Origin of the sequence: Novosphingobium sp. HR1a, assembly GCF_015594425.1 — a bacterium.
Lineage (GTDB): Bacteria > Pseudomonadota > Alphaproteobacteria > Sphingomonadales > Sphingomonadaceae > Novosphingobium > Novosphingobium resinovorum_A.
The window spans coordinates 1-16,286 of the sequence record NZ_JABXWS010000113.1; the positions used below are offsets into that span (position 1 = coordinate 1).

The following is a 16,286-nucleotide window of genomic DNA, read 5'->3' on the forward strand; positions in this document are numbered from 1 at the left end:
AAGGCGCACGGGCGAGCGCCGTCACCTATAGCCTGATGCTGACTTGCCGCGCCTGCGGCGTCGAGCCTCTCGCGTGGCTACGCCATGTTCTCACTGAACTGCCCCAGCGACCTCTCGACGCCGATATCGACGACCTGCTGCCATTCAACTTCGAAAAACACGCCTGACCTGCCGACGTCGCCGCGGTGGCCTGTCTCGTCCAGCGTCAACTGTGATGGCCGCACTGCCTCCGGAAGCAACGTGTTACGAAATGCGCGCTTACGCTCGGCTGCCTGCGCGATCCTTTCGTCAGGATCATGCCGTGTGCTCAGGTATCGGATGCGTACACCGAGCACTGCTCTCTCAAGATAAAACTTTATCAACAGTTGATAATTTGCTAGATTGATCCGAAAGGAGATGAGCCATGATCAGTGCGGATCTCGGGCACCAGCTAGAGAATTTTGTATCCACCTTGGTGGCTACGGGCCGCTACAACTCCAAGAGCGAAGTGCTTCGTGAAGGCGTAAGATTGATCCAGGATCGCGAAACGCGCCTCGCCGCGCTCGATGCCTCGATCATTCGCGGACTTGGAGATGCTGCGGTAGGCAATGTCACTCCAGCGACAGAGGTTTTCGACCGCCTGGAAGCGAAGTATCGGGACATGAGCGCGCAACCCGAATGATCGTCTCTCTGTCGGCTGAGGCCGAAAATGACCTTGAGACGATCGCGGATTTTATTGCGCGGGATAACGCGGCGAGAGCCGTCACGTTCCTGCACGAGTTGCGTGAAAGATGTCTTGGCTTGGCAGATTTCCCAGAGCGATACCCGTTTGTGCCTCGTTATGAGGCCCAACGTGTGCGCCGATGTTCACATGGCAATTACGTCATCTTCTATCGGGCTGAGAAGCAGGCGGTGGTTGTAATTCACATTTTGAACGGAGCGCAGGACTATGCGGCGGTGCTCGGTTCAGAGTGAGCCTGGCCCGGCAGGACTCCTTTCTTTATTTTAGATAATTTACATATCTGCGCGAAACCCTGCGGATCCAAAATAGGGGTGAGGCTCTCGCAATCCCCACCGGACAAGCCCCACGCTGATATCAGCGGAGCCCCTGCCGACGCCTTATGGACGCAGTCAAAACTCAATCAGGTTGTAACCTCGACTGCAAAGGAGCTTTTCCGCCCACTCCTTGGGGATCGGGTTACCTTCGGAGTTCAACGATATCGCGCCGTCAGCGCGATCGAAGAGCGCTACGCAAAACTCGTCACTGTCGAACCGCGATCGATACTGAATGCCGTCCAGATCGGTGTCATGGAAGACTTGTGCCGCGATTTGCTGCGGCACGCCATAAGCGGCAGGATTGTCTACAGGATCGAAATCTGCAGACACCCCCGCCGAGGTTGTCCTGAACCACGCTAGGCCTGGTCCATGAACCTTGGCGAGACGCACAGGCTGCATCGTCGTAAAACTGGCGGAACGCCTGCGCGCAATCTGCTCCCAAAGAACATCCCTTTCAGCCGGCGCGCGCAAAAGCGTTTCGGCAAATGGGCCGACGAGGGTCTTCCCGAGGTAGAGTACGCCGAATTTGCGATCAGGGTCATCCCAGCGCCAGGTCGCGTCCTTGCGGCCGTACCATCTGGCCGCGACTGCCGATCCATGAATGCGTGAAGTACCCTGCCCGTGGCGATCGTCGCCACAGGCATCCTGCCTGTCCCAGCCATCCCAAATCAGTCTTCGAGCGTTTGGGCGAAGCGCACCACGAGATCGATTTCAGCCGCGCTGCCGCGTAGCATATCTATAGGCTTCCTGCCATCGAGCCCCTCATCTCCGGCCACGAGGAATTGAAGGATGGCCCAACCACCGGTCTGCGGAACACCACTCAGTACGCGCGCGACCCCAGGGAGGATCGTATTGCCGTCGAATTGAAAAACCGGGAAAAGCTTGGTCCCGTTATCCTCGACCATCAGCAGTCGGCGCTCCTTGACCGCCTTGTAAACGGCCTGGATAGTTTTATGCCCCAGCAGCTCGCGCACTTTTTCAGCGGTCAGCGCGCCGCCCGCGGCATCGATCATGCGCCGCTTGAAGGCAATGGCCTTCGTGAGCTTCTCTGCCGCCTCGGGATTATCGGTTTCGACAGCGGGGATACCGCGCGCGAGGTTGAATACCAGACTGGGTACATCGATGCTGCGGATGGCCGCCGCCTTGGCGGAAGCCGGCATCAACTTGATGATGCGCTCCGCGCTCGCCATGATACGGTCCCGGAGGAGCTGATCGGGGTCTACAAATCCAAAATTCGCCAGGCGTGTCATTGCATTCCTGTTCAATCAGTTTCATATACCGCGGACACGAAACTTTTTCAACCACATGGCCATGAGCACGGTGATATCATGGTCACCGGCGTCAGCGTCCAAGGGATTAATGAGGATTGAGGACCACCGCTCATCGCCGGCCAGGGGGCGGGAAGGCCCTGAACCGTCGAAGCAAAACGAGCATCACGGGCCAGTCATTCGGGATTGGCGGCATGTTCGATCAACGATCCTCGCGCACTATAATGGTCATGACACGCCGCGCGACGCTGATGTCCGCAGGATCGGATGATAATGCTAATGGCGGCGACGGGTGTGCGGTACCATCCTCGGCCGCATCCCAGGGCTTGGTTTCAATGGCCATCACTCAATCTCCCTCGCCATGGCTGGTGCCCGCTCGATGTCATCCGACTGCGAGGACTCGTCGCCTCCGCACAGCAGGATCACAATCACGTCGCCCCGGCGCGTGCGAGTACAAGAAGCTGCAACCTGGCGGCTTTATTTCCGGCGGCGAGCCCGAGCTTCACAGCGCGTTCGACGAGGATGGCGACAGCCCGGAAATGGACGGCTTCAACTGCACCGAGAGCTGGAGCGATATTTACGAAGACAAAGGGCTCTGGCACCGGCTCGACACGCCCCTTTTCGATAATGATGAGTAATGAGCGAGGCGACAGTATATTGCATTCATGTTGCACGGACTTGCCCGCGCTAGTCGGAAATTGGCATAGAACGGTGGGAATACATGTAGTTAAATACAAAATGGCCGAGTCGGCTGAACATCCAGTACCTGCTGAGTTATCAGGGTAATGGGTGGTAACGGAGGAACGGCTCGAACCTCCGACACGCGGATCCGTGAATCCGTGAATCCGTGAATCCGATAATGTACCCTGCCCGTGGCGATGGTAGCAACGGGCATCTTGGCTGTCCCAGCCATTGGCGATCAGTTCTGCCATGGGATCGTCAGCGAAAGTGCCAAGGCAGGTCCGGGTGATGACGATGCGCCCGGTATGGTCGAGGCCGTGACCGCAACGATCGTTGAGACGTGCGATGATGTCGCTTTCGGACATTTTAGTGGAAGTGGCGAGCGACTTGGCAATTCTCCTGCGGCTCAGGCGGCGAGACGGGGCGCTGCGACACAGCGTTGAAGCGTTCGATCCAGCTGCGTATGCGGCTCCGCAAATTTAACATTTGTATGGATACAGCCCATGCAATATGGCGGCATAATTACCCTATCCTCTCAAGATATTCCGCGCGCCGATGCTTCATATCGGTCCTGTCCGTGCCTACACGTCTAAATTGTATGTTTATATGCATGGTCATTGCATGGTTGAAATGCATGTCATATATGGGAGTGAGAATCAATTAGACCTATCGAGGTGCTGTCCCATGTTGGACTCGAATGACGCATCTGCCAGCAAAGGACGCTGGATATTTCACTGCGGATTGAAGGGGCTCTGCCCCGAATGCGGAAAGGCATCCATGTTCCGCAAGTGGCTCAAGTTGCAAACGACGTGTCCAAATTGCGGGCTCAGCTACAATTTCGCCGCGCCGGACGACGGCCCGGCTTTCTTCTCGCTGTGTATTGTCGCGTTCCCGCTGACATTCTTCGTCGTCTGGCTGCAGGTCGCCTTTGAGCCGCCTTTCTGGGTGCATCTTTTCACGTCCGCGCCTTTGATGGCGCTCGGATGCGTCCTTCCCTTGCAATACATCAAAGGCTGGCTGGTCGCGTCGCAGTACGTGAACAAGGCGCAGGAAGCCGGCACCGAGAACCTTTGGGCGCAGTTGCATGCCCGGGCAGAAAGCGAGGAGAAGTGATATGGGGGACCCGCCTTCTTCAGCGGTCTCTGAAACGGATGGGAGTATCAATCTGGCGGCCCGGCTCATCTCGGGCCTTTACGATGCCATCAATCGACCGGATCTTTCCGGCATGATCCGCAACGGCCAGGCCGAAGATTTTCCAGAGATCAAGACTGCCGCCGACCTGCTGAAAGCAGAGACCGTTCGACTTGAACGATACGAAGTCGCCCTTCGTCAGTATGCTGACCCTGGGTTCTGGGAAGATATGGCCTCTGCCGGATCGCTTGCGCTGTACGATGGCGGGGAAATGGCGAGGAATGTGCTTGCCGGGCGCCCCGCATTCTATCACCGAGACTGACAGCTCAAGCAGCGTCAAAGACGTTTAGAAGGTCATCATGCAAAGCTGGATTCCCGACATAGCCACGGTGAGCGGCCCGAAGTACCTCGCGATCGCCGAGGCGCTCGCTCGTGATATCGACACAGGGAAGCTGCGCGAGGGTGACCGCCTTCCCCCTCAACGAATGCTGGCGGAAACTCTGGGGCTGGACCTCACGACCATTACCCGTGCCTACGGGGAAGCACAGCGCCTTGGCCTTCTGGAAGGGAGCGGTCGACGCGGAAGCTTCGTGCGTTCCAAAGCATCGGCGGTGTCGGACATCCGCGTTCCGGACGCCGGCGATACGGGAATGAATGCTCCCCCTGAAGACTTTGGCGGGTCCCTTGCAAGCGCCTTTCGGGATTGTGCTTCTGACTTGCTGACACCCGAACACGGCGTACTTCCGTTTCAGTATCAGCGCAGTGGCGGTGCCGCATCGGCGCGCAAGGCAGGTGCCGATATGCTGGCAGGGCGCGGCATCCCGTGTTCTGAGGACAGCGTACTGGTAGCTGCTGGCGGTCAGAATGCGCTCCATGCGATTTTTAGCGCGGAACTCAGAGCCGGCGATAGACTGGCTGTTGCCCCTTACGTTTACCCTGGCCTGCTTGCGCTTTCCCGCAGATACGGCATCGAGTTGGTCGCCGTGGCGTCAGACGAAAACGGGCTGCTTCCGGAGGCACTGGACAGCGCATGTTCCGCAGCAGCCGTGCGGGGTGTGTACCTGGTCCCCACCAACGATAATCCCACTGCCGTCAGCATGCCGGCCGACCGCCGAGCGGCGATCGCACAGGTCATTACGCAGCATCAGCTTCTGTTGATCGAAGACGACGCTTACGGCTTGCTGCCTGCCCAGCCGCTGGTGCCGATCGCGGCCCTCGCGCCAACAAATGCCTGGTACATTGCGAGCGTCTCGAAAGTGCTTACCCCGGGGCTGCGTGTAGCCTGGTTGCGTGCTCCTGACGTCGCTGGCGCGTGGCGTCTTGCTGCCGATATGCACGAAACAGCCATCATGGCACCTCCCTTGAACGCTGCGATAGTCACGCAATGGCTGCACAGCGGTGCCTTTCACAGGCTGATCGAGGAAGTTCGCACCGAGGCATCTATCCGTCAGGCGCTCGCTCGCGAATATCTTCCGGCTGGTTCGTTTCGCGCGCCGGAATACGGATATCATCTCTGGTTAGAAGTCCCTGCGGACCTTGATACCCGGCATATTGCGGATGCTCTGCGCCAGCACGGCCTTTCGGCCATTGCGGGCGAAGCATTTGCGGTCGATCCCGCAATGCCTGGTGCGACTGCGCTACGCGTGTCGATTGGCGGAAGTATATCACGAGAGCGGTTGCAGCGCGGTCTTCAGCTACTCTCGGCTCTGATAAGCCCTCAAGCGCCCCGAAAGATTAGCCTAATCTAACAAACCAACTGGTTGCGACGCCTTACGATCCCGCTGGTACCAGCCCTTGTCCCAGGCAGCAGTCCTCGGGGCGCCGACATCGCAATGCCGGCGCCCCGGCAGGCCCTTCTCCACTGGGGCGCTGACCTGCGCGCCGCGCCTGCTGCAGCGAAGGAGGACATTTCAGCTGACCGGCAAGGGTGTAGCCTCGAGGAAGCCGATGCGCTCACATCCAATCTAGTAGGCGGGCAGGAAGGCTTCGGTTAGTTAGGCTAGGCTTTGACCGCGGCCGCCGGCTTGGCACGGAAGCTGATGGCCATGCGGTTGTAAGCGTTCATTAGACCGATCGCGAGCGTCAGGTCGGCCAGTTCCTTTTCACCGAACACGTGCGCGGCGGCGTCGTAGTCGGCCTGCGGCACGTGGGTCTGCGCCACTTGCGTCACTGTTTCGGCCCATGCCATCGCAGCGCGCTCCCTGTCGTCGAACAGTGCGCCGGCTTCGTGCCAGGTCTGCACCAGCACCAGGGTCTCGATCGCTAGCCCGCCCTGGATCAAATCCCGGCTATGCATGTCGATGCAGTAGGCGCATCCGTTGATCTGGCTGACCCGAAGGTAGACCAGATCTATCAGTCGCTTGGGCAAGCCGCTGCCGGCCACATATCCGTATACTGCGCCGAGCGCCTTCATGGCCTGCGGAGCTGCCTTGTTGTAGTCCATTCGCATTGAACGTCTCCTTCAGGGTGACGCCCGTTACCGGGCGTCACCAGGTTACAGTCACAGGTTGCTCATACCGCCGTCTATGATCAGCTCGCTGCCGACCGTGTAGCGGCTCTCATCCGAGGCAAGATGGACGACGGCATCGGCGATCTCGAGCGGGTCTCCGAAGCGGCCGATCGGGATGGCTCCGATCAGGTAGTCCTTCATGCCAGACAAGTCGCCGTCGGAAAGGCCGAGCTTGCCGTAGATTGGTGTCGTCACCGGACCAGGGCTGACGACATTCACCCGCACGCCCCGGCCGACCAGTTCGCCTGACAGCGTGCGGGCCATTGAGATCAGTGCCGCCTTGGTCGCGGCGTAGACGATCGAGTTGGGCTTGCCGAGCCGGGCGTTGATCGAGCCGTTTAGGACGATTGAGGCGGTCTTGCCGAGCACCGGCAGCAGCGCCTGGACGAGGAAAAGCGGGCCCTTGACGTTGACCGCGAAAGAGCGGTCGAAGCCCGCCTCGTCCCACGCTTCCAGTGGACGGAAATCGGCGACGCCGGCATTGACGAACAGCACGTCCAGCCGGCCGAAAGCGGCGCGGATCGCCTCCACGACCGCCGCCTGTCCGGCAACGTCGCCGGCATCTGCGTGGATGGTCAGCACCTCGCCCAGCTCGGCCTTGGCGGCGGCAAGCTTCTCAGCGCTGGTGCCGGTAATGGCGACGGCAGCGCCTTCTTCGAGGAAGCGGCGGGCGGTGGCAAGGCCGATACCGCTGGTGCCGCCGGTGACGAGCGCGAACTTGTTGGCGAGACGGGTCATGAAAAAGCTCCTTTAATCAGAAGCCGGCGGTCATCGTCGGCGACAACAAGGGATTTATTGCAACCATGGGCCTTGATCGATGGCCCGAAAATGCATCATTCGTTCAGGAAAGCTGAAGGATGACGCTATGGACCGCTTGCGCGCTTTTGAAATGTTCTGTGCCGTCGTCGGGCGCGGAGGTTTCGCCCGCGCGGCCGATGCCCTCGACACCTCGCCCGCCAACGTCACCCGCTACATCGCCGAACTGGAAGCCCATCTGGGCACTCGCCTGCTCAACCGCACCTCACGGCGCCTGTCGCTGACCGAGGCCGGCGAGGCGCTGTACGAGCGCGCCCGTGCGATCGTCGACGACGTGGCGGAAGCCGAGGCTGCGGCCACCGCCAGCGCGGAGGGCGCGCGCGGCCGGCTGCGCATAAACGCGCCGCTGGTATTCGGCATCCGTCACCTCGCGCCGCTGTGGCCGCGGTTCATGGCGCTGCACCCCGAAGTCGAGCTCGACATCGCCTTGAGCGACCGGGTCGTCGACATCGTCGAAGAGGGCTACGACCTGGGCATCCGCATCTCACGCGCCGGCTCGCAGGCTTACGTAGCGCGCAAACTGGCAACCTCACGCAACGTGCTGTGCGCGGCACCTGCCTATCTTGCGCGGCACGGTGCCCCCCAGACGCCCGCCGATCTCGTCGATCATGCCTGCGTGATCTACGGCTATGCGCCCGAGCCCGACGTCTGGACGCTGCTCGATGCGGACGGCGCCGAGACGCGCGTGCGCGTTGGGACGCGCCTGCGCACCAACAGCGGCGACACCGCCCGTCTTGTCGCCCTCGCCGGCGAGGCGATCACCTGGCAACCCGGCTTCCTGATCGGCGAGGACTTGCGCGCGGGCACTCTGGTGCAGTTGCTGCCTGGCTGGCGCCTGCCGGACATCGACATCCTGGCGCTCTACGCCAGCCGCCGCCATCTTTCCGCCAAAGTACGGCTGATGGTGAATTTCCTGAGCGAAGCATTCAAAGGCGTCCCACCGTGGGAGCGAGACTGAAGCGTCGCGTTGTTCAAGGACACATCGCACGCGATCGCGATGGCTCCCATGGACGGTCAGGCGCCAGCAGAAGTATCCGGTTGAGCGCCCTAAGAACCTAGGCACACCCTCGCCGAGGCGGGAACCTGAAACGTGCCGTGACGGGAGGCGCCGCATTGCTGCGTCAGATTTCAATCCTGGTGAGGAGCGGCCAGGCATCACGCCATGATTTCGATTGGATCCGTTCCTCATAGATTGAGCGCTTATCTTCCTCGAAGCGGGGCGTTGGACGCAGAACGAGGTCGAACATGTCGTGTAGACCGAACGGGGCCGCAATCTCGCAGTCACCTGCGTGTGTGCGGCGTGCGGCGATCGCGGTGGCTGTTTCGGGCCAAAACCGCATGGCATCGGTCGCGGAACTATAAGGCGCATCGCCATTGCGAACGTGCATCCGGGCTTGGTTCTTGACCGACCAGATGATGGACGGCTCCGAAACTCTCAGCAGCGCTTCAAACTCTCTGTCATGGATCGCATCGGCACGACGTGGATCGTACCAGATTACATCGACATCACCGCAGATCGGCATAGCGGATCTTTGGTGGAGATGGTCCCACACCGCATTCCTCACGAAGCCTGCGCCGATCCAGCAGTCCGGCAATTCCAGTGCCGCGACCACACCCAGAAGGTGCCAACGATGGGGATCAGCGCGAAGAATGGAAGATACGCATAAAACCCGGTCCATCGGATAACCGTAAAGTGTCCTGCTAAGTTGAACAGGCGGAAAAACGCTTGATGGCGTGGCGCACCGGCTTGGCAGACGCTGGCGTTCGGAGGCCCATCAGCATCATTGCAATAATCGCGGTCAGGTGAGCTTGAGCGCCTGCCGTGTCTCATCCGTCAGCGTATAGACCGCCAACCGCTGCGCCCCGCGGTTCTGATGATCAACCCGATATCCCTGATAGTGTCGGTGTAAGAGACCTGCGCGGACGAGCTCGGATACCGCGCGACTGACGTTCGTCAGGCCCGAGGCTCGAAGACGCTCACGAACGATCTCCTCGATTAACTGCTCTGCCTGGGCGTGGTCGTCCGGCAATTCTCCCTTGCCGGCAAGGTCTTTCCTGACACGTTCAGAAATTCGTACACCATTCGGATCCCGGCGCCCGATCGGAGCGATGGCATCGCACAGCCATTCGCGTACGGTCATCCGCCGGTCGCTGCTCACGACGTAGGGGCCTGCAGAACCAGTTCCGCTGCTTGCCTGGGCGATAAGGTTCAGCACCATGTAAGCATATCGCGGTCGCTCGCACGCCTCAGTCAGACGCTCCAGAATGCCTGGCACGCCGGTGCGCCCCTGCGGATTGGGTTTGGCGTCGGCGGTCTTCCCGCTGGCGAATAGATCAAGCTGGAACATACCATGAATCAAGCACACCCGGGACTCTGTGTGAATCCCTTTTCTTTTCGCGCCGACCATTTACCGCAGATGGCACTTTACCAGCGCGTCCGGGTAAAGTGCCATTAGGGAACCTTTGGGAATTGGATGCGCACTTGGCCAACCGTGGGCTCCGCCGCGACGAGGTTCGCAGTCGAGGTCGCAAAAACCTGCTCACCAAACCGCCGCCTCATATGTACCGCGACTCCGTGAGCATAACGGGCCTGGCGCCATCGCGTCGGAGAGTGGTAGATTCCAACCGCCCGCCAATAATCTTTGCTCACCGCCAGGCCGCTTAGAAAGATCCAGTTGGCGGCCCTGACGTTGAAGCACGCATCGTTTGCCAGCCAGGAACGGATGACTTCTGGCCTGCGGCCTATAAGCTCGGAAATCCGTTGCACCCACCAGCTGTTCACCTGAAGCGGCCCCAGATCGTGCGTCCCGTTGCTGTTCCTGACTTCGGCGCCGATCCACCCTGCCTCCTGATCACGGAGCCCCCAAAGCGTCCGCTCGAGCCAGACACGGCCATTCGCGACCGAACCGATGCACCGGGCGATCTCGATCTCGCCCGCCGCGACAGGGACAGCGGCTGCCGAACACGGATGGAGTGCAAGCGTCACGCTGATCAATGCGCCCAAGAAGCGAGAGGTCGCGCGGCGGCAATGGTGAACTGGCATGCCATTGGGATCATCGGTCATGTCGCTGTTGCCTCCTGGCATGATTTCCATTTCCATGGGGGTGAGTTGTCGTCTCGGTGCGACTTGGAGAGCGCTCTGCAGTCTGTTTGGCGATGATGCGCACGAGAAGACCGTCGAGCATGTCCGCAACTGCCTTCGCACTGCCGGCAATTCGCCCTGCGCCTCGCGGCGCTCCCGGCCTCCGGTCGATTTTGCGCTCAAGCTCTCGATCGCGTTGAAATTCCCGGGCAGCCTCTTGGTCGTTGCGGGATCGCGCCAAAGAGGCCGCGTGACGATCACGAATTGTGCTCATTGCACTTCGATCGAGACGCCCAAGACCCTCCAACGATGACGACTTCTCACCTGTGAAGCGCTCGAGCTTCTCGGCGAGGCGCTTCGCGTCCTCGGTCCAGAGCTTAACCCCGAAACGTGCCCGGGTGATTGCGGTGTAAAAGTTCTGCCCCGTCACCAGAGCAGAATTCACCGGCGCCAGCACATAGGCACGGGCATACGTCTTGGACTGCGCGGAGAACACGGTCTCGGCATAGCCGTGATCCCAGGTCTTGTGCCGGTCAAGATCGACATCGGCAACACGTTCGTCCCGATCCCAGCGGATGGTGGCCCGGCTCCCATCAAGGGCAATAACCGTGCCGCGCTCGGCGTTCTTCAGCTCCAGCTCCCGATTGACGAGCCGCCACTGGATACGGTCGCCTGCGGCGAGTGTACGCTCTTCGCGATTGAAGACATTAACGTGGCGGACTTGGCCGAGACGAGGATCCCACCTGATCATGCGGCCATTCTCATCTACCAACCTCATGATCTGCCGCCTGTTCGGATCCCGTCCAAGCCCGACGACCCGGTATTCGGTGTCGCGAGCGATCCCGCGCGAAGCATTGTCGCGCGCAAAGATCACGACCTGCCCACCGGAATAGAACCTCGCAAAATGCTTCTGCTGGTCTGACAGGCCAGCTGGCGCCAGGATATCGAGACGCGTGTCTTCCGCCGCTAGAATGCCTTCGCGTCTCAAAGCTTCGCGAATACGTGCATTGACGCGAAGGCGCGTGGCATTCTCAAGGACAAGAATGTTCGTGGTTTCGCGGTTCTGTGGACTAAGCCGCGTCCACTGGTCCACAAGGCTACGTGCGAGTTGCCCGGTCTCTCCGCCACTCTCCACCTTGTCCAGATGCGCAAGCGAGGATGCATAATCTCCATTTCGAGCAAACGTCACCGCGGCCTTCATTGACCGCGTTTCCTGTCTCAGCGATTCAGGCAACTGCGCGGTAGGGAGACCGAGGCGCTGCATCAGCCAGAATGGCTTGCCCTGTTCGATGGCGCCTGTTTGCTTGTTGTCACCGACCAGGATCAGGCGAGCGCCAGTTTCGCGGCTGATTTCCAGAATTCGCAGAGCCTGGCGACTGCCCAGCTGGCCTGCCTCATCGAGAACCAGCACGTGGTCACGGGAAAGGCCCCTCCCCCCGGTTGCGAGAAGACTGGCCACCGTCCGGGAAGGTATGCTTGCGGTGGCCCCCAGGTTCGCCGCAGCCGAAGAGGTGGGTGCCAGGGCAATGAGTTGATGCTCCGGCGCCGCCGCCTGCGCAAGCGCTCGAATGAGTGTGGATTTACCAGCCCCCGCTACGCCGTGGATCCCTGCCACACGATCTCTCGAACGTGCGATATCGACCAGCGCCTGCTCCTGCGCCGGGCGCAGACCGGCCACCTCAAGCACCCGAAGAAGACGATCGCTTGTCGCCAGTGGTCTCGCATCATCGGTGGCAAGTGCCATGTGCCAGACCAGCGCCATTTCCATTCTCGCTGTCTTCCTGGTAGTGCGTCCACGCGTGTGGAGGCGGTCCCCGGTCGGCTCTTTCGTTGCTAGGATTTTCGCCCTGGCTTCGTGCTCGGCGATCAGGGGCCTGATATCGGAAAGCCGAACTTCACCGACATGTGAGGCGAGACCAAAGCGAAGCATCCGGCCCAGGTTGTTAACCGCTTCCTGCGTTTCAGCCTGCCGGATCCCGAACAGCATTGCGCGTCGGGCGTCCCCCGGAAGGCTAAGTGATTTTTCCTGTGATGCCTCCACCTCCAGAGAGCGGTCGAGCACAGCCTTCAGCGCAGGCTGATGCTTGGATGCACGCGCATCCCACCGTTCCCTCAGCCCCTCTAGGCTGGTTTTCGCCTTGGCGCGCCGCGTCTGGTAGAAGGACCGGCGGCGCGCGGCCTGCCCCGTCAGGCCATGCTCGGCTGCATGAGCGTCGATCTGTTCGGCGCGCTGCGACATATCGCTAATCAGTTCGCCCGGGACACCGGTAATCTCGAACAGCCCCCGGCGGGGATCAAATTCGATAGCGAACCCGCTCCGCCGCAGTTCATGCGCCAGTTCGTTGCGGTATACCTGTCCTGCGACCATCTGTTCCGCGTACATCGCACGGGTCTCCAGACTTGACATTTCCTCACCGGCCCGGGCGTTGGTCATGTTCATGACGACGACATGCGTATGAAGGTGCGGATCAAGCTCTCGGCTTGCATGTTCGGTGAAGCGCCCAAAGAGCAACCTGCCTGTCGTATGGTGGTTGATCTCGCCATTCTCTCGCCGGCGAAGGCCGGCGTGCTCCTCCAGGTAGGATAGCGCTACGCCCACGGCGTGCTCATGTGCGGCGAGGATCCGCTCATCTCCCATGACGAGCGCCATGATCGACACGGACTTCGGCGCATTGACCGCGAAGTCCCACCCGGGGTGGTGCTGGATTTCACCATCGGCACGGTGACGTCCGAGCTGCTGTCCATTGACCCGGCCGGCCAGCAATTCCTTGAACACTTCGGCATCGACCTTGCCGTGAAGGCCGAGTTCGGCAGCGAGAGCCCCGCCCCATTCCGAGGGCTCGTCGGCGCCCTTGGTGTAGTAATCGCCGACGGTGTAGTAGCGAGCGATGTTGCTCGCGGCCCCCTTGAGGCGGCGCGGGTGGATCATGCCGGACGGGCCTGATGCACGGGCCCATTTTCCCGGTCAAATACGTTAAGATCGACCTTGATGCCGCCCCGAATGGGGGCAAGCATCTGAGGGAGCGCGCCGGCTTGCGCTTCAGTCTTTGACGTAGGTTTCGTTTCGGTCTTCGAGGCGATATCGGTCGCAGGTATCTCCTCCGGGGTTGAAATGAACAGGTTTGGTTGCACATCTGGTTCACGCTCCGCAGTGGCGTTGGAGCGACCGCGTGGACCTTCCTTGGCTGCGCTGGTAATTCCGCCGGTATCTCGCTCAGGCGGCGTATCCCGCTCGACAAACCCCTCCGCGATCGAGGGCACGGTGTTGAAAGTGTCAGCGAACCGGACGACCGGCAGATTGCGCCCAAAGCGCAGAAAGCCGGACAGGTTCGGAAGATTGGTCACCTCGGTATGCATCACGAGTGGACGCGTCACCTGCATTCGGGACAGGTTCACGCCGTCGCGCATGTCGTTCACGCCATAGGACATCCCTTCATTGGCTTCGACCTGCTCGACCTGCCCCAGGTTTTCCGAGACATGCTTCGCGGTCGGGGTGTCGTTCGCCCGCAGGGCAACCCAGGTGGAGCAGTATCCCGTGATCGCCGCCGCATCCTGGATGCCGTACGTTGCCTCCAGCTGCGGGTAGGATTGAAAACCCAGAATTCCGCAGCCGCCGTACTTCCGGGCACGCGCCAGAAAGTCGGACAGGGAAGGTAGTTTTTGTAGACTGGGGAGCTCGTCGATAACACAGTAAAGGCGTCTCTCGCGGTCCGGTGCGAGGCTCATGATGGCGGATATCGCGATGTCGAGCCACACCGTGATGAGGGGCCGCAAGGAAGGGAGCTGGTCCGCCTTGACGGTGATGAAAAGCCAACTGTCGCCCTCCTCGTTCTCCACCCATTCACGGATCGAGAGCCCCTTGCGGGTGTCGTCGAGATAGGAGAATGAGCGCATGACAGAAGCGAGTTCAGCTTGAATGCCCGCCGACGTGCGCTCCCCTTCGACACTGATGAAAGCGGCCGCGTCTGTCCCCGCAGCGAACGCGGCCAGATCCTTCAGCCGGGAGCGAAGAAGGCAGTCCAGGAGGATCGAGACCAGCATCTCGCGTTCGCGGGCGAGCTTGCGCAGGACCGCAACGAGTGTACCGCGCGCAGCCTTTGCCCAGAAGGGATCGCCGCCCTTGTCGGGGATCGTGGATTCGGCGATCTGGTCGTAATGGTACTCGCGCGGAACGTCGCCCCAGGGCGACCAGCGGCTCGTTCGCTTGTCGAGCGGATTGAGGATTACATCATGCCCGGGGCGGTAGAACTTCTCCACGAAAGTGCCGGCCGTATCGTAGACGATCGCCCGGTTACCGGCAGTCCTGATGCCATCCAGCATCTTGACGATGAGGTTCGTCTTTCCGGTGCCAGGTGCCCCGCACAGAAGTATGTGTTCGGGCTCGAAGGCACCGGGAACGGGAACACCGCCGATGGAGAAGCTTCCCCGAGGCTGCTTGCGAAGCAGTGCGCGGATCTGCCGGATCGTGCCGAAGCGGGCCCCACGCAGATATTCGTTCGACCCCAGACCTCGTCCCGTTTTCGTGAAGGTGAACCAAGCGACACCGAGCGCTGCCGCAGCGAATATCCCGGCAAACAGTGCTCCCTCAATCAGGGCCCGTTCGAACGCGTGCAGGGACTGTTTGGCGAGGGGTGAGGCCATCAGCCAATCAGCCGATGTCCAGTACGCCTTGCCCCCGGGCGTCCTGAACTGGACCGGATCATTCGTCCCGGGCGCCGCGTCGGTCTTGAAGGTCGCCTCGATGAGCTTGGCGAGGACGAACCGTTGGTAGTCACTCGTATGTTCAAGCGCCCACCAGACGGTGCCGATCAACCACAGCACTATCCCCGCCAGCAAGGTCTGGAAGAAGACCTGCGTTGTCATGCGGACGTTGTGCACGATCGCCTGCCCACCCCTCGTCCAGGACCCGAGGGTGTCGTTCCGAAAGATGCTCATGAGCGCCCCTCGGGATCGAGAAGTCCGCGCTGCGAGAGTAACGTCCTGGCATGCGCCATGCCCTTGGCGAGTGTGTCGGGCGCTCTGTCGCCAAGCGATGTGGCAAGGATTGCAAAGGTCTGGATGCAGGTCGCCAGAATCTCGTCCTGCGAGGAATAGACGTACCTGCCATCCTGATCGGCCGCGACAGAAAGTGCAGACCGGATGAATTCGCTGAAGGGCAATTGCGCACCAGCGGCGCGCTGATGCAGCCGGTCGTGAAGCTCCGGATCGAGCCGTACGCTTATGCGGGTCATGTCGAGCATCCCTTTGCAGAGGCTCGACCGGAACTGTCTTTGAAGCGCAGACAGATTACCCCATCCCGTTCGCGCACTCAATGCCGAGACGATTGTAGGCAGACTGAGGCCGAGATTCTGGAACATTACCGTGGTCGGACATGTCGGACAGGTTATCCGCTGCGATCTGAGGCCCTTGAGGGAAGCGCATAAAATCCAGGCGGACGCGTCAGCCGCGGATAGCTGAGCATGTCAGCCAAGTCTGGCGCATATAAGATACTATAATTGCTTTGAAAATTGGCCGAAGCACCCGTGCGTACGGTGCATGCCTTCTTTCACCCGCAAGGGTGTGAGTCGCACCCATCGCAAGAGCTTGCTCTTGCGCCCCTAAATCCGCCGTCTGGCGGCCCAAAGGGTTGAACCGATAAGCCTTTTTCCGCTGCGGCGGCGCGAGGCTCCTATCGGGATCAAGGGTCAGGGCAGCACCGCTCAATCTGATGCTGCCGCCAAATCCCAGTGTTCCCCGGGGAAGTTTTTCCGGGGCGCACGTCAAC

19 protein-coding genes are annotated in these 16,286 nt (G+C 60.7%); 7 read left to right on the forward strand and 12 right to left on the reverse strand.

Annotated elements, in window-relative coordinates; all coding sequences use genetic code 11:
• The 3 genes from HWN72_RS29615 to HWN72_RS29625 form a co-directional block, all read left to right on the forward strand.
• Positions 1 to 167 (forward strand): transposase domain-containing protein (locus HWN72_RS29615; protein ID WP_211151943.1); only part of this gene is annotated, 167 nt, incomplete at its 5' end.
• A gap of 236 nt (positions 168 to 403) precedes the next feature.
• Entirely contained in the window at positions 404 to 661 is a 258-nt protein-coding gene (locus tag HWN72_RS29620) for a type II toxin-antitoxin system ParD family antitoxin (RefSeq protein ID WP_008833390.1), read from the forward strand.
• Positions 658 to 954 (forward strand): type II toxin-antitoxin system RelE/ParE family toxin, encoded by a 297-nt coding sequence (locus HWN72_RS29625; RefSeq protein ID WP_008833391.1) that lies wholly within the window; start codon positions 658 to 660, stop codon positions 952 to 954. Before HWN72_RS29620 ends, HWN72_RS29625 begins: the two co-directional genes overlap by 4 nt.
• Positions 955 to 1,110: 156 nt before the next feature.
• Here the strand turns inward: HWN72_RS29625 and HWN72_RS29630 are convergent, their stop codons facing one another.
• The 4 genes from HWN72_RS29630 to HWN72_RS29645 all read right to left on the reverse strand — a co-directional run bounded on the left by HWN72_RS29630 (position 1,111) and on the right by HWN72_RS29645 (position 3,349).
• Positions 1,111 to 1,707, reverse strand: a complete 597-nt coding sequence (locus tag HWN72_RS29630) for an RES family NAD+ phosphorylase (RefSeq protein ID WP_248006470.1) — start codon at positions 1,705 to 1,707, stop codon at positions 1,111 to 1,113.
• Positions 1,704 to 2,285: a hypothetical protein gene (locus HWN72_RS29635; RefSeq protein ID WP_069710079.1), complete on the reverse strand. Its 582-nt coding sequence runs from the start codon at positions 2,283 to 2,285 to the stop codon at positions 1,704 to 1,706. The genes HWN72_RS29630 and HWN72_RS29635 overlap by 4 nt, the downstream gene beginning before the upstream one ends.
• A 220-nt stretch (positions 2,286 to 2,505) precedes the next feature.
• On the reverse strand, positions 2,506 to 2,646 hold the full coding sequence (locus HWN72_RS29640) for a hypothetical protein (RefSeq protein ID WP_211152185.1): 141 nt from the start codon (positions 2,644 to 2,646) through the stop codon (positions 2,506 to 2,508).
• 85 nt (positions 2,647 to 2,731) lie between these two features.
• Entirely contained in the window at positions 2,732 to 3,349 is a 618-nt protein-coding gene (locus tag HWN72_RS29645) for a hypothetical protein (RefSeq protein ID WP_211152219.1), read from the reverse strand.
• A gap of 319 nt (positions 3,350 to 3,668) precedes the next feature.
• Between HWN72_RS29645 and HWN72_RS29650 the strand changes: the two genes are divergently transcribed.
• The 3 genes from HWN72_RS29650 to HWN72_RS29660 are packed head-to-tail and all read left to right on the forward strand — an operon-like array spanning position 3,669 to position 5,863.
• Complete coding sequence (locus tag HWN72_RS29650) at positions 3,669 to 4,097, forward strand: DUF983 domain-containing protein (RefSeq protein WP_069710080.1); 429 nt, start codon at positions 3,669 to 3,671, stop codon at positions 4,095 to 4,097.
• Between the two features lies 1 nt (position 4,098).
• On the forward strand, positions 4,099 to 4,437 hold the full coding sequence (locus HWN72_RS29655) for a hypothetical protein (RefSeq protein WP_069710081.1): 339 nt from the start codon (positions 4,099 to 4,101) through the stop codon (positions 4,435 to 4,437).
• Positions 4,438 to 4,474: 37 nt separating this feature from the next.
• Positions 4,475 to 5,863, forward strand: a complete 1,389-nt coding sequence (locus tag HWN72_RS29660) for a PLP-dependent aminotransferase family protein (RefSeq protein WP_069710082.1) — start codon at positions 4,475 to 4,477, stop codon at positions 5,861 to 5,863.
• A gap of 251 nt (positions 5,864 to 6,114) precedes the next feature.
• On the opposite strand, the gene HWN72_RS29665 is transcribed toward HWN72_RS29660, so the two are convergent.
• The gene (locus tag HWN72_RS29665) at positions 6,115 to 6,558 is read right to left on the reverse strand and encodes a carboxymuconolactone decarboxylase family protein (protein WP_008833397.1); all 444 of its coding nucleotides are present in this window, start codon (positions 6,556 to 6,558) and stop codon (positions 6,115 to 6,117) included.
• A gap of 57 nt (positions 6,559 to 6,615) precedes the next feature.
• Positions 6,616 to 7,362, reverse strand: a complete 747-nt coding sequence (locus tag HWN72_RS29670) for an SDR family oxidoreductase (protein WP_069710083.1) — start codon at positions 7,360 to 7,362, stop codon at positions 6,616 to 6,618.
• A 127-nt stretch (positions 7,363 to 7,489) separates the two neighbouring features.
• Between HWN72_RS29670 and HWN72_RS29675 the strand changes: the two genes are divergently transcribed.
• Positions 7,490 to 8,398, forward strand: coding sequence for a LysR family transcriptional regulator (locus tag HWN72_RS29675; RefSeq protein WP_069710084.1), 909 nt, complete (start codon positions 7,490 to 7,492; stop codon positions 8,396 to 8,398).
• 163 nt (positions 8,399 to 8,561) lie between these two features.
• Here the strand turns inward: HWN72_RS29675 and HWN72_RS29680 are convergent, their stop codons facing one another.
• The 6 genes from HWN72_RS29680 to HWN72_RS29705 form a co-directional block, all read right to left on the reverse strand.
• On the reverse strand, positions 8,562 to 9,053 hold the full coding sequence (locus HWN72_RS29680) for a nucleotidyltransferase family protein (protein ID WP_309141605.1): 492 nt from the start codon (positions 9,051 to 9,053) through the stop codon (positions 8,562 to 8,564).
• 186 nt (positions 9,054 to 9,239) lie between these two features.
• A complete protein-coding gene (locus tag HWN72_RS29685; protein WP_037517263.1) occupies positions 9,240 to 9,788 on the reverse strand; it encodes a hypothetical protein in 549 nt (182 codons plus the stop codon).
• Between the two features lie 104 nt (positions 9,789 to 9,892).
• Positions 9,893 to 10,504, reverse strand: a complete 612-nt coding sequence (locus HWN72_RS29690) for a lytic transglycosylase domain-containing protein (protein ID WP_069710085.1) — start codon at positions 10,502 to 10,504, stop codon at positions 9,893 to 9,895.
• On the reverse strand, positions 10,494 to 13,451 hold the full coding sequence (gene mobF / locus HWN72_RS29695) for a MobF family relaxase (protein ID WP_211152186.1): 2,958 nt from the start codon (positions 13,449 to 13,451) through the stop codon (positions 10,494 to 10,496). The genes HWN72_RS29690 and mobF overlap by 11 nt, the downstream gene beginning before the upstream one ends.
• Complete coding sequence (locus HWN72_RS29700) at positions 13,448 to 15,457, reverse strand: type IV secretion system DNA-binding domain-containing protein (RefSeq protein WP_008827966.1); 2,010 nt, start codon at positions 15,455 to 15,457, stop codon at positions 13,448 to 13,450. The genes mobF and HWN72_RS29700 overlap by 4 nt, the downstream gene beginning before the upstream one ends.
• On the reverse strand, positions 15,454 to 15,762 hold the full coding sequence (locus HWN72_RS29705) for a ribbon-helix-helix protein, CopG family (RefSeq protein ID WP_248006465.1): 309 nt from the start codon (positions 15,760 to 15,762) through the stop codon (positions 15,454 to 15,456). The genes HWN72_RS29700 and HWN72_RS29705 overlap by 4 nt, the downstream gene beginning before the upstream one ends.
• Between the last annotated feature and the right edge of the window lie 524 nt (positions 15,763 to 16,286).

What these genes read in the sequence shown, in the direction of transcription:
- HWN72_RS29620 (WP_008833390.1), top strand. Translation starts at nt 404, where the DNA reads ATGATCAGTGCGGATCTCGGGCACCAGCTAGAGAATTTTGTATCCACC.
- HWN72_RS29625 (WP_008833391.1), top strand. Translation starts at nt 658, where the DNA reads ATGATCGTCTCTCTGTCGGCTGAGGCCGAAAATGACCTTGAGACGATC.
- HWN72_RS29635 (WP_069710079.1), bottom strand. Translation starts at nt 2,285, where the DNA reads ATGACACGCCTGGCGAATTTTGGATTTGTAGACCCCGATCAGCTCCTC.
- HWN72_RS29640 (WP_211152185.1), bottom strand. Translation starts at nt 2,646, where the DNA reads ATGGCCATTGAAACCAAGCCCTGGGATGCGGCCGAGGATGGTACCGCA.
- HWN72_RS29645 (WP_211152219.1), bottom strand. Translation starts at nt 3,349, where the DNA reads ATGTCCGAAAGCGACATCATCGCACGTCTCAACGATCGTTGCGGTCAC.
- HWN72_RS29650 (WP_069710080.1), top strand. Translation starts at nt 3,669, where the DNA reads ATGTTGGACTCGAATGACGCATCTGCCAGCAAAGGACGCTGGATATTT.
- HWN72_RS29655 (WP_069710081.1), top strand. Translation starts at nt 4,099, where the DNA reads ATGGGGGACCCGCCTTCTTCAGCGGTCTCTGAAACGGATGGGAGTATC.
- HWN72_RS29660 (WP_069710082.1), top strand. Translation starts at nt 4,475, where the DNA reads ATGCAAAGCTGGATTCCCGACATAGCCACGGTGAGCGGCCCGAAGTAC.
- HWN72_RS29665 (WP_008833397.1), bottom strand. Translation starts at nt 6,558, where the DNA reads ATGGACTACAACAAGGCAGCTCCGCAGGCCATGAAGGCGCTCGGCGCA.
- HWN72_RS29670 (WP_069710083.1), bottom strand. Translation starts at nt 7,362, where the DNA reads ATGACCCGTCTCGCCAACAAGTTCGCGCTCGTCACCGGCGGCACCAGC.
- HWN72_RS29675 (WP_069710084.1), top strand. Translation starts at nt 7,490, where the DNA reads ATGGACCGCTTGCGCGCTTTTGAAATGTTCTGTGCCGTCGTCGGGCGC.
- HWN72_RS29685 (WP_037517263.1), bottom strand. Translation starts at nt 9,788, where the DNA reads ATGTTCCAGCTTGATCTATTCGCCAGCGGGAAGACCGCCGACGCCAAA.
- HWN72_RS29690 (WP_069710085.1), bottom strand. Translation starts at nt 10,504, where the DNA reads ATGACCGATGATCCCAATGGCATGCCAGTTCACCATTGCCGCCGCGCG.
- mobF (WP_211152186.1), bottom strand. Translation starts at nt 13,451, where the DNA reads ATGATCCACCCGCGCCGCCTCAAGGGGGCCGCGAGCAACATCGCTCGC.
- HWN72_RS29700 (WP_008827966.1), bottom strand. Translation starts at nt 15,457, where the DNA reads ATGAGCATCTTTCGGAACGACACCCTCGGGTCCTGGACGAGGGGTGGG.
- HWN72_RS29705 (WP_248006465.1), bottom strand. Translation starts at nt 15,762, where the DNA reads ATGCTCGACATGACCCGCATAAGCGTACGGCTCGATCCGGAGCTTCAC.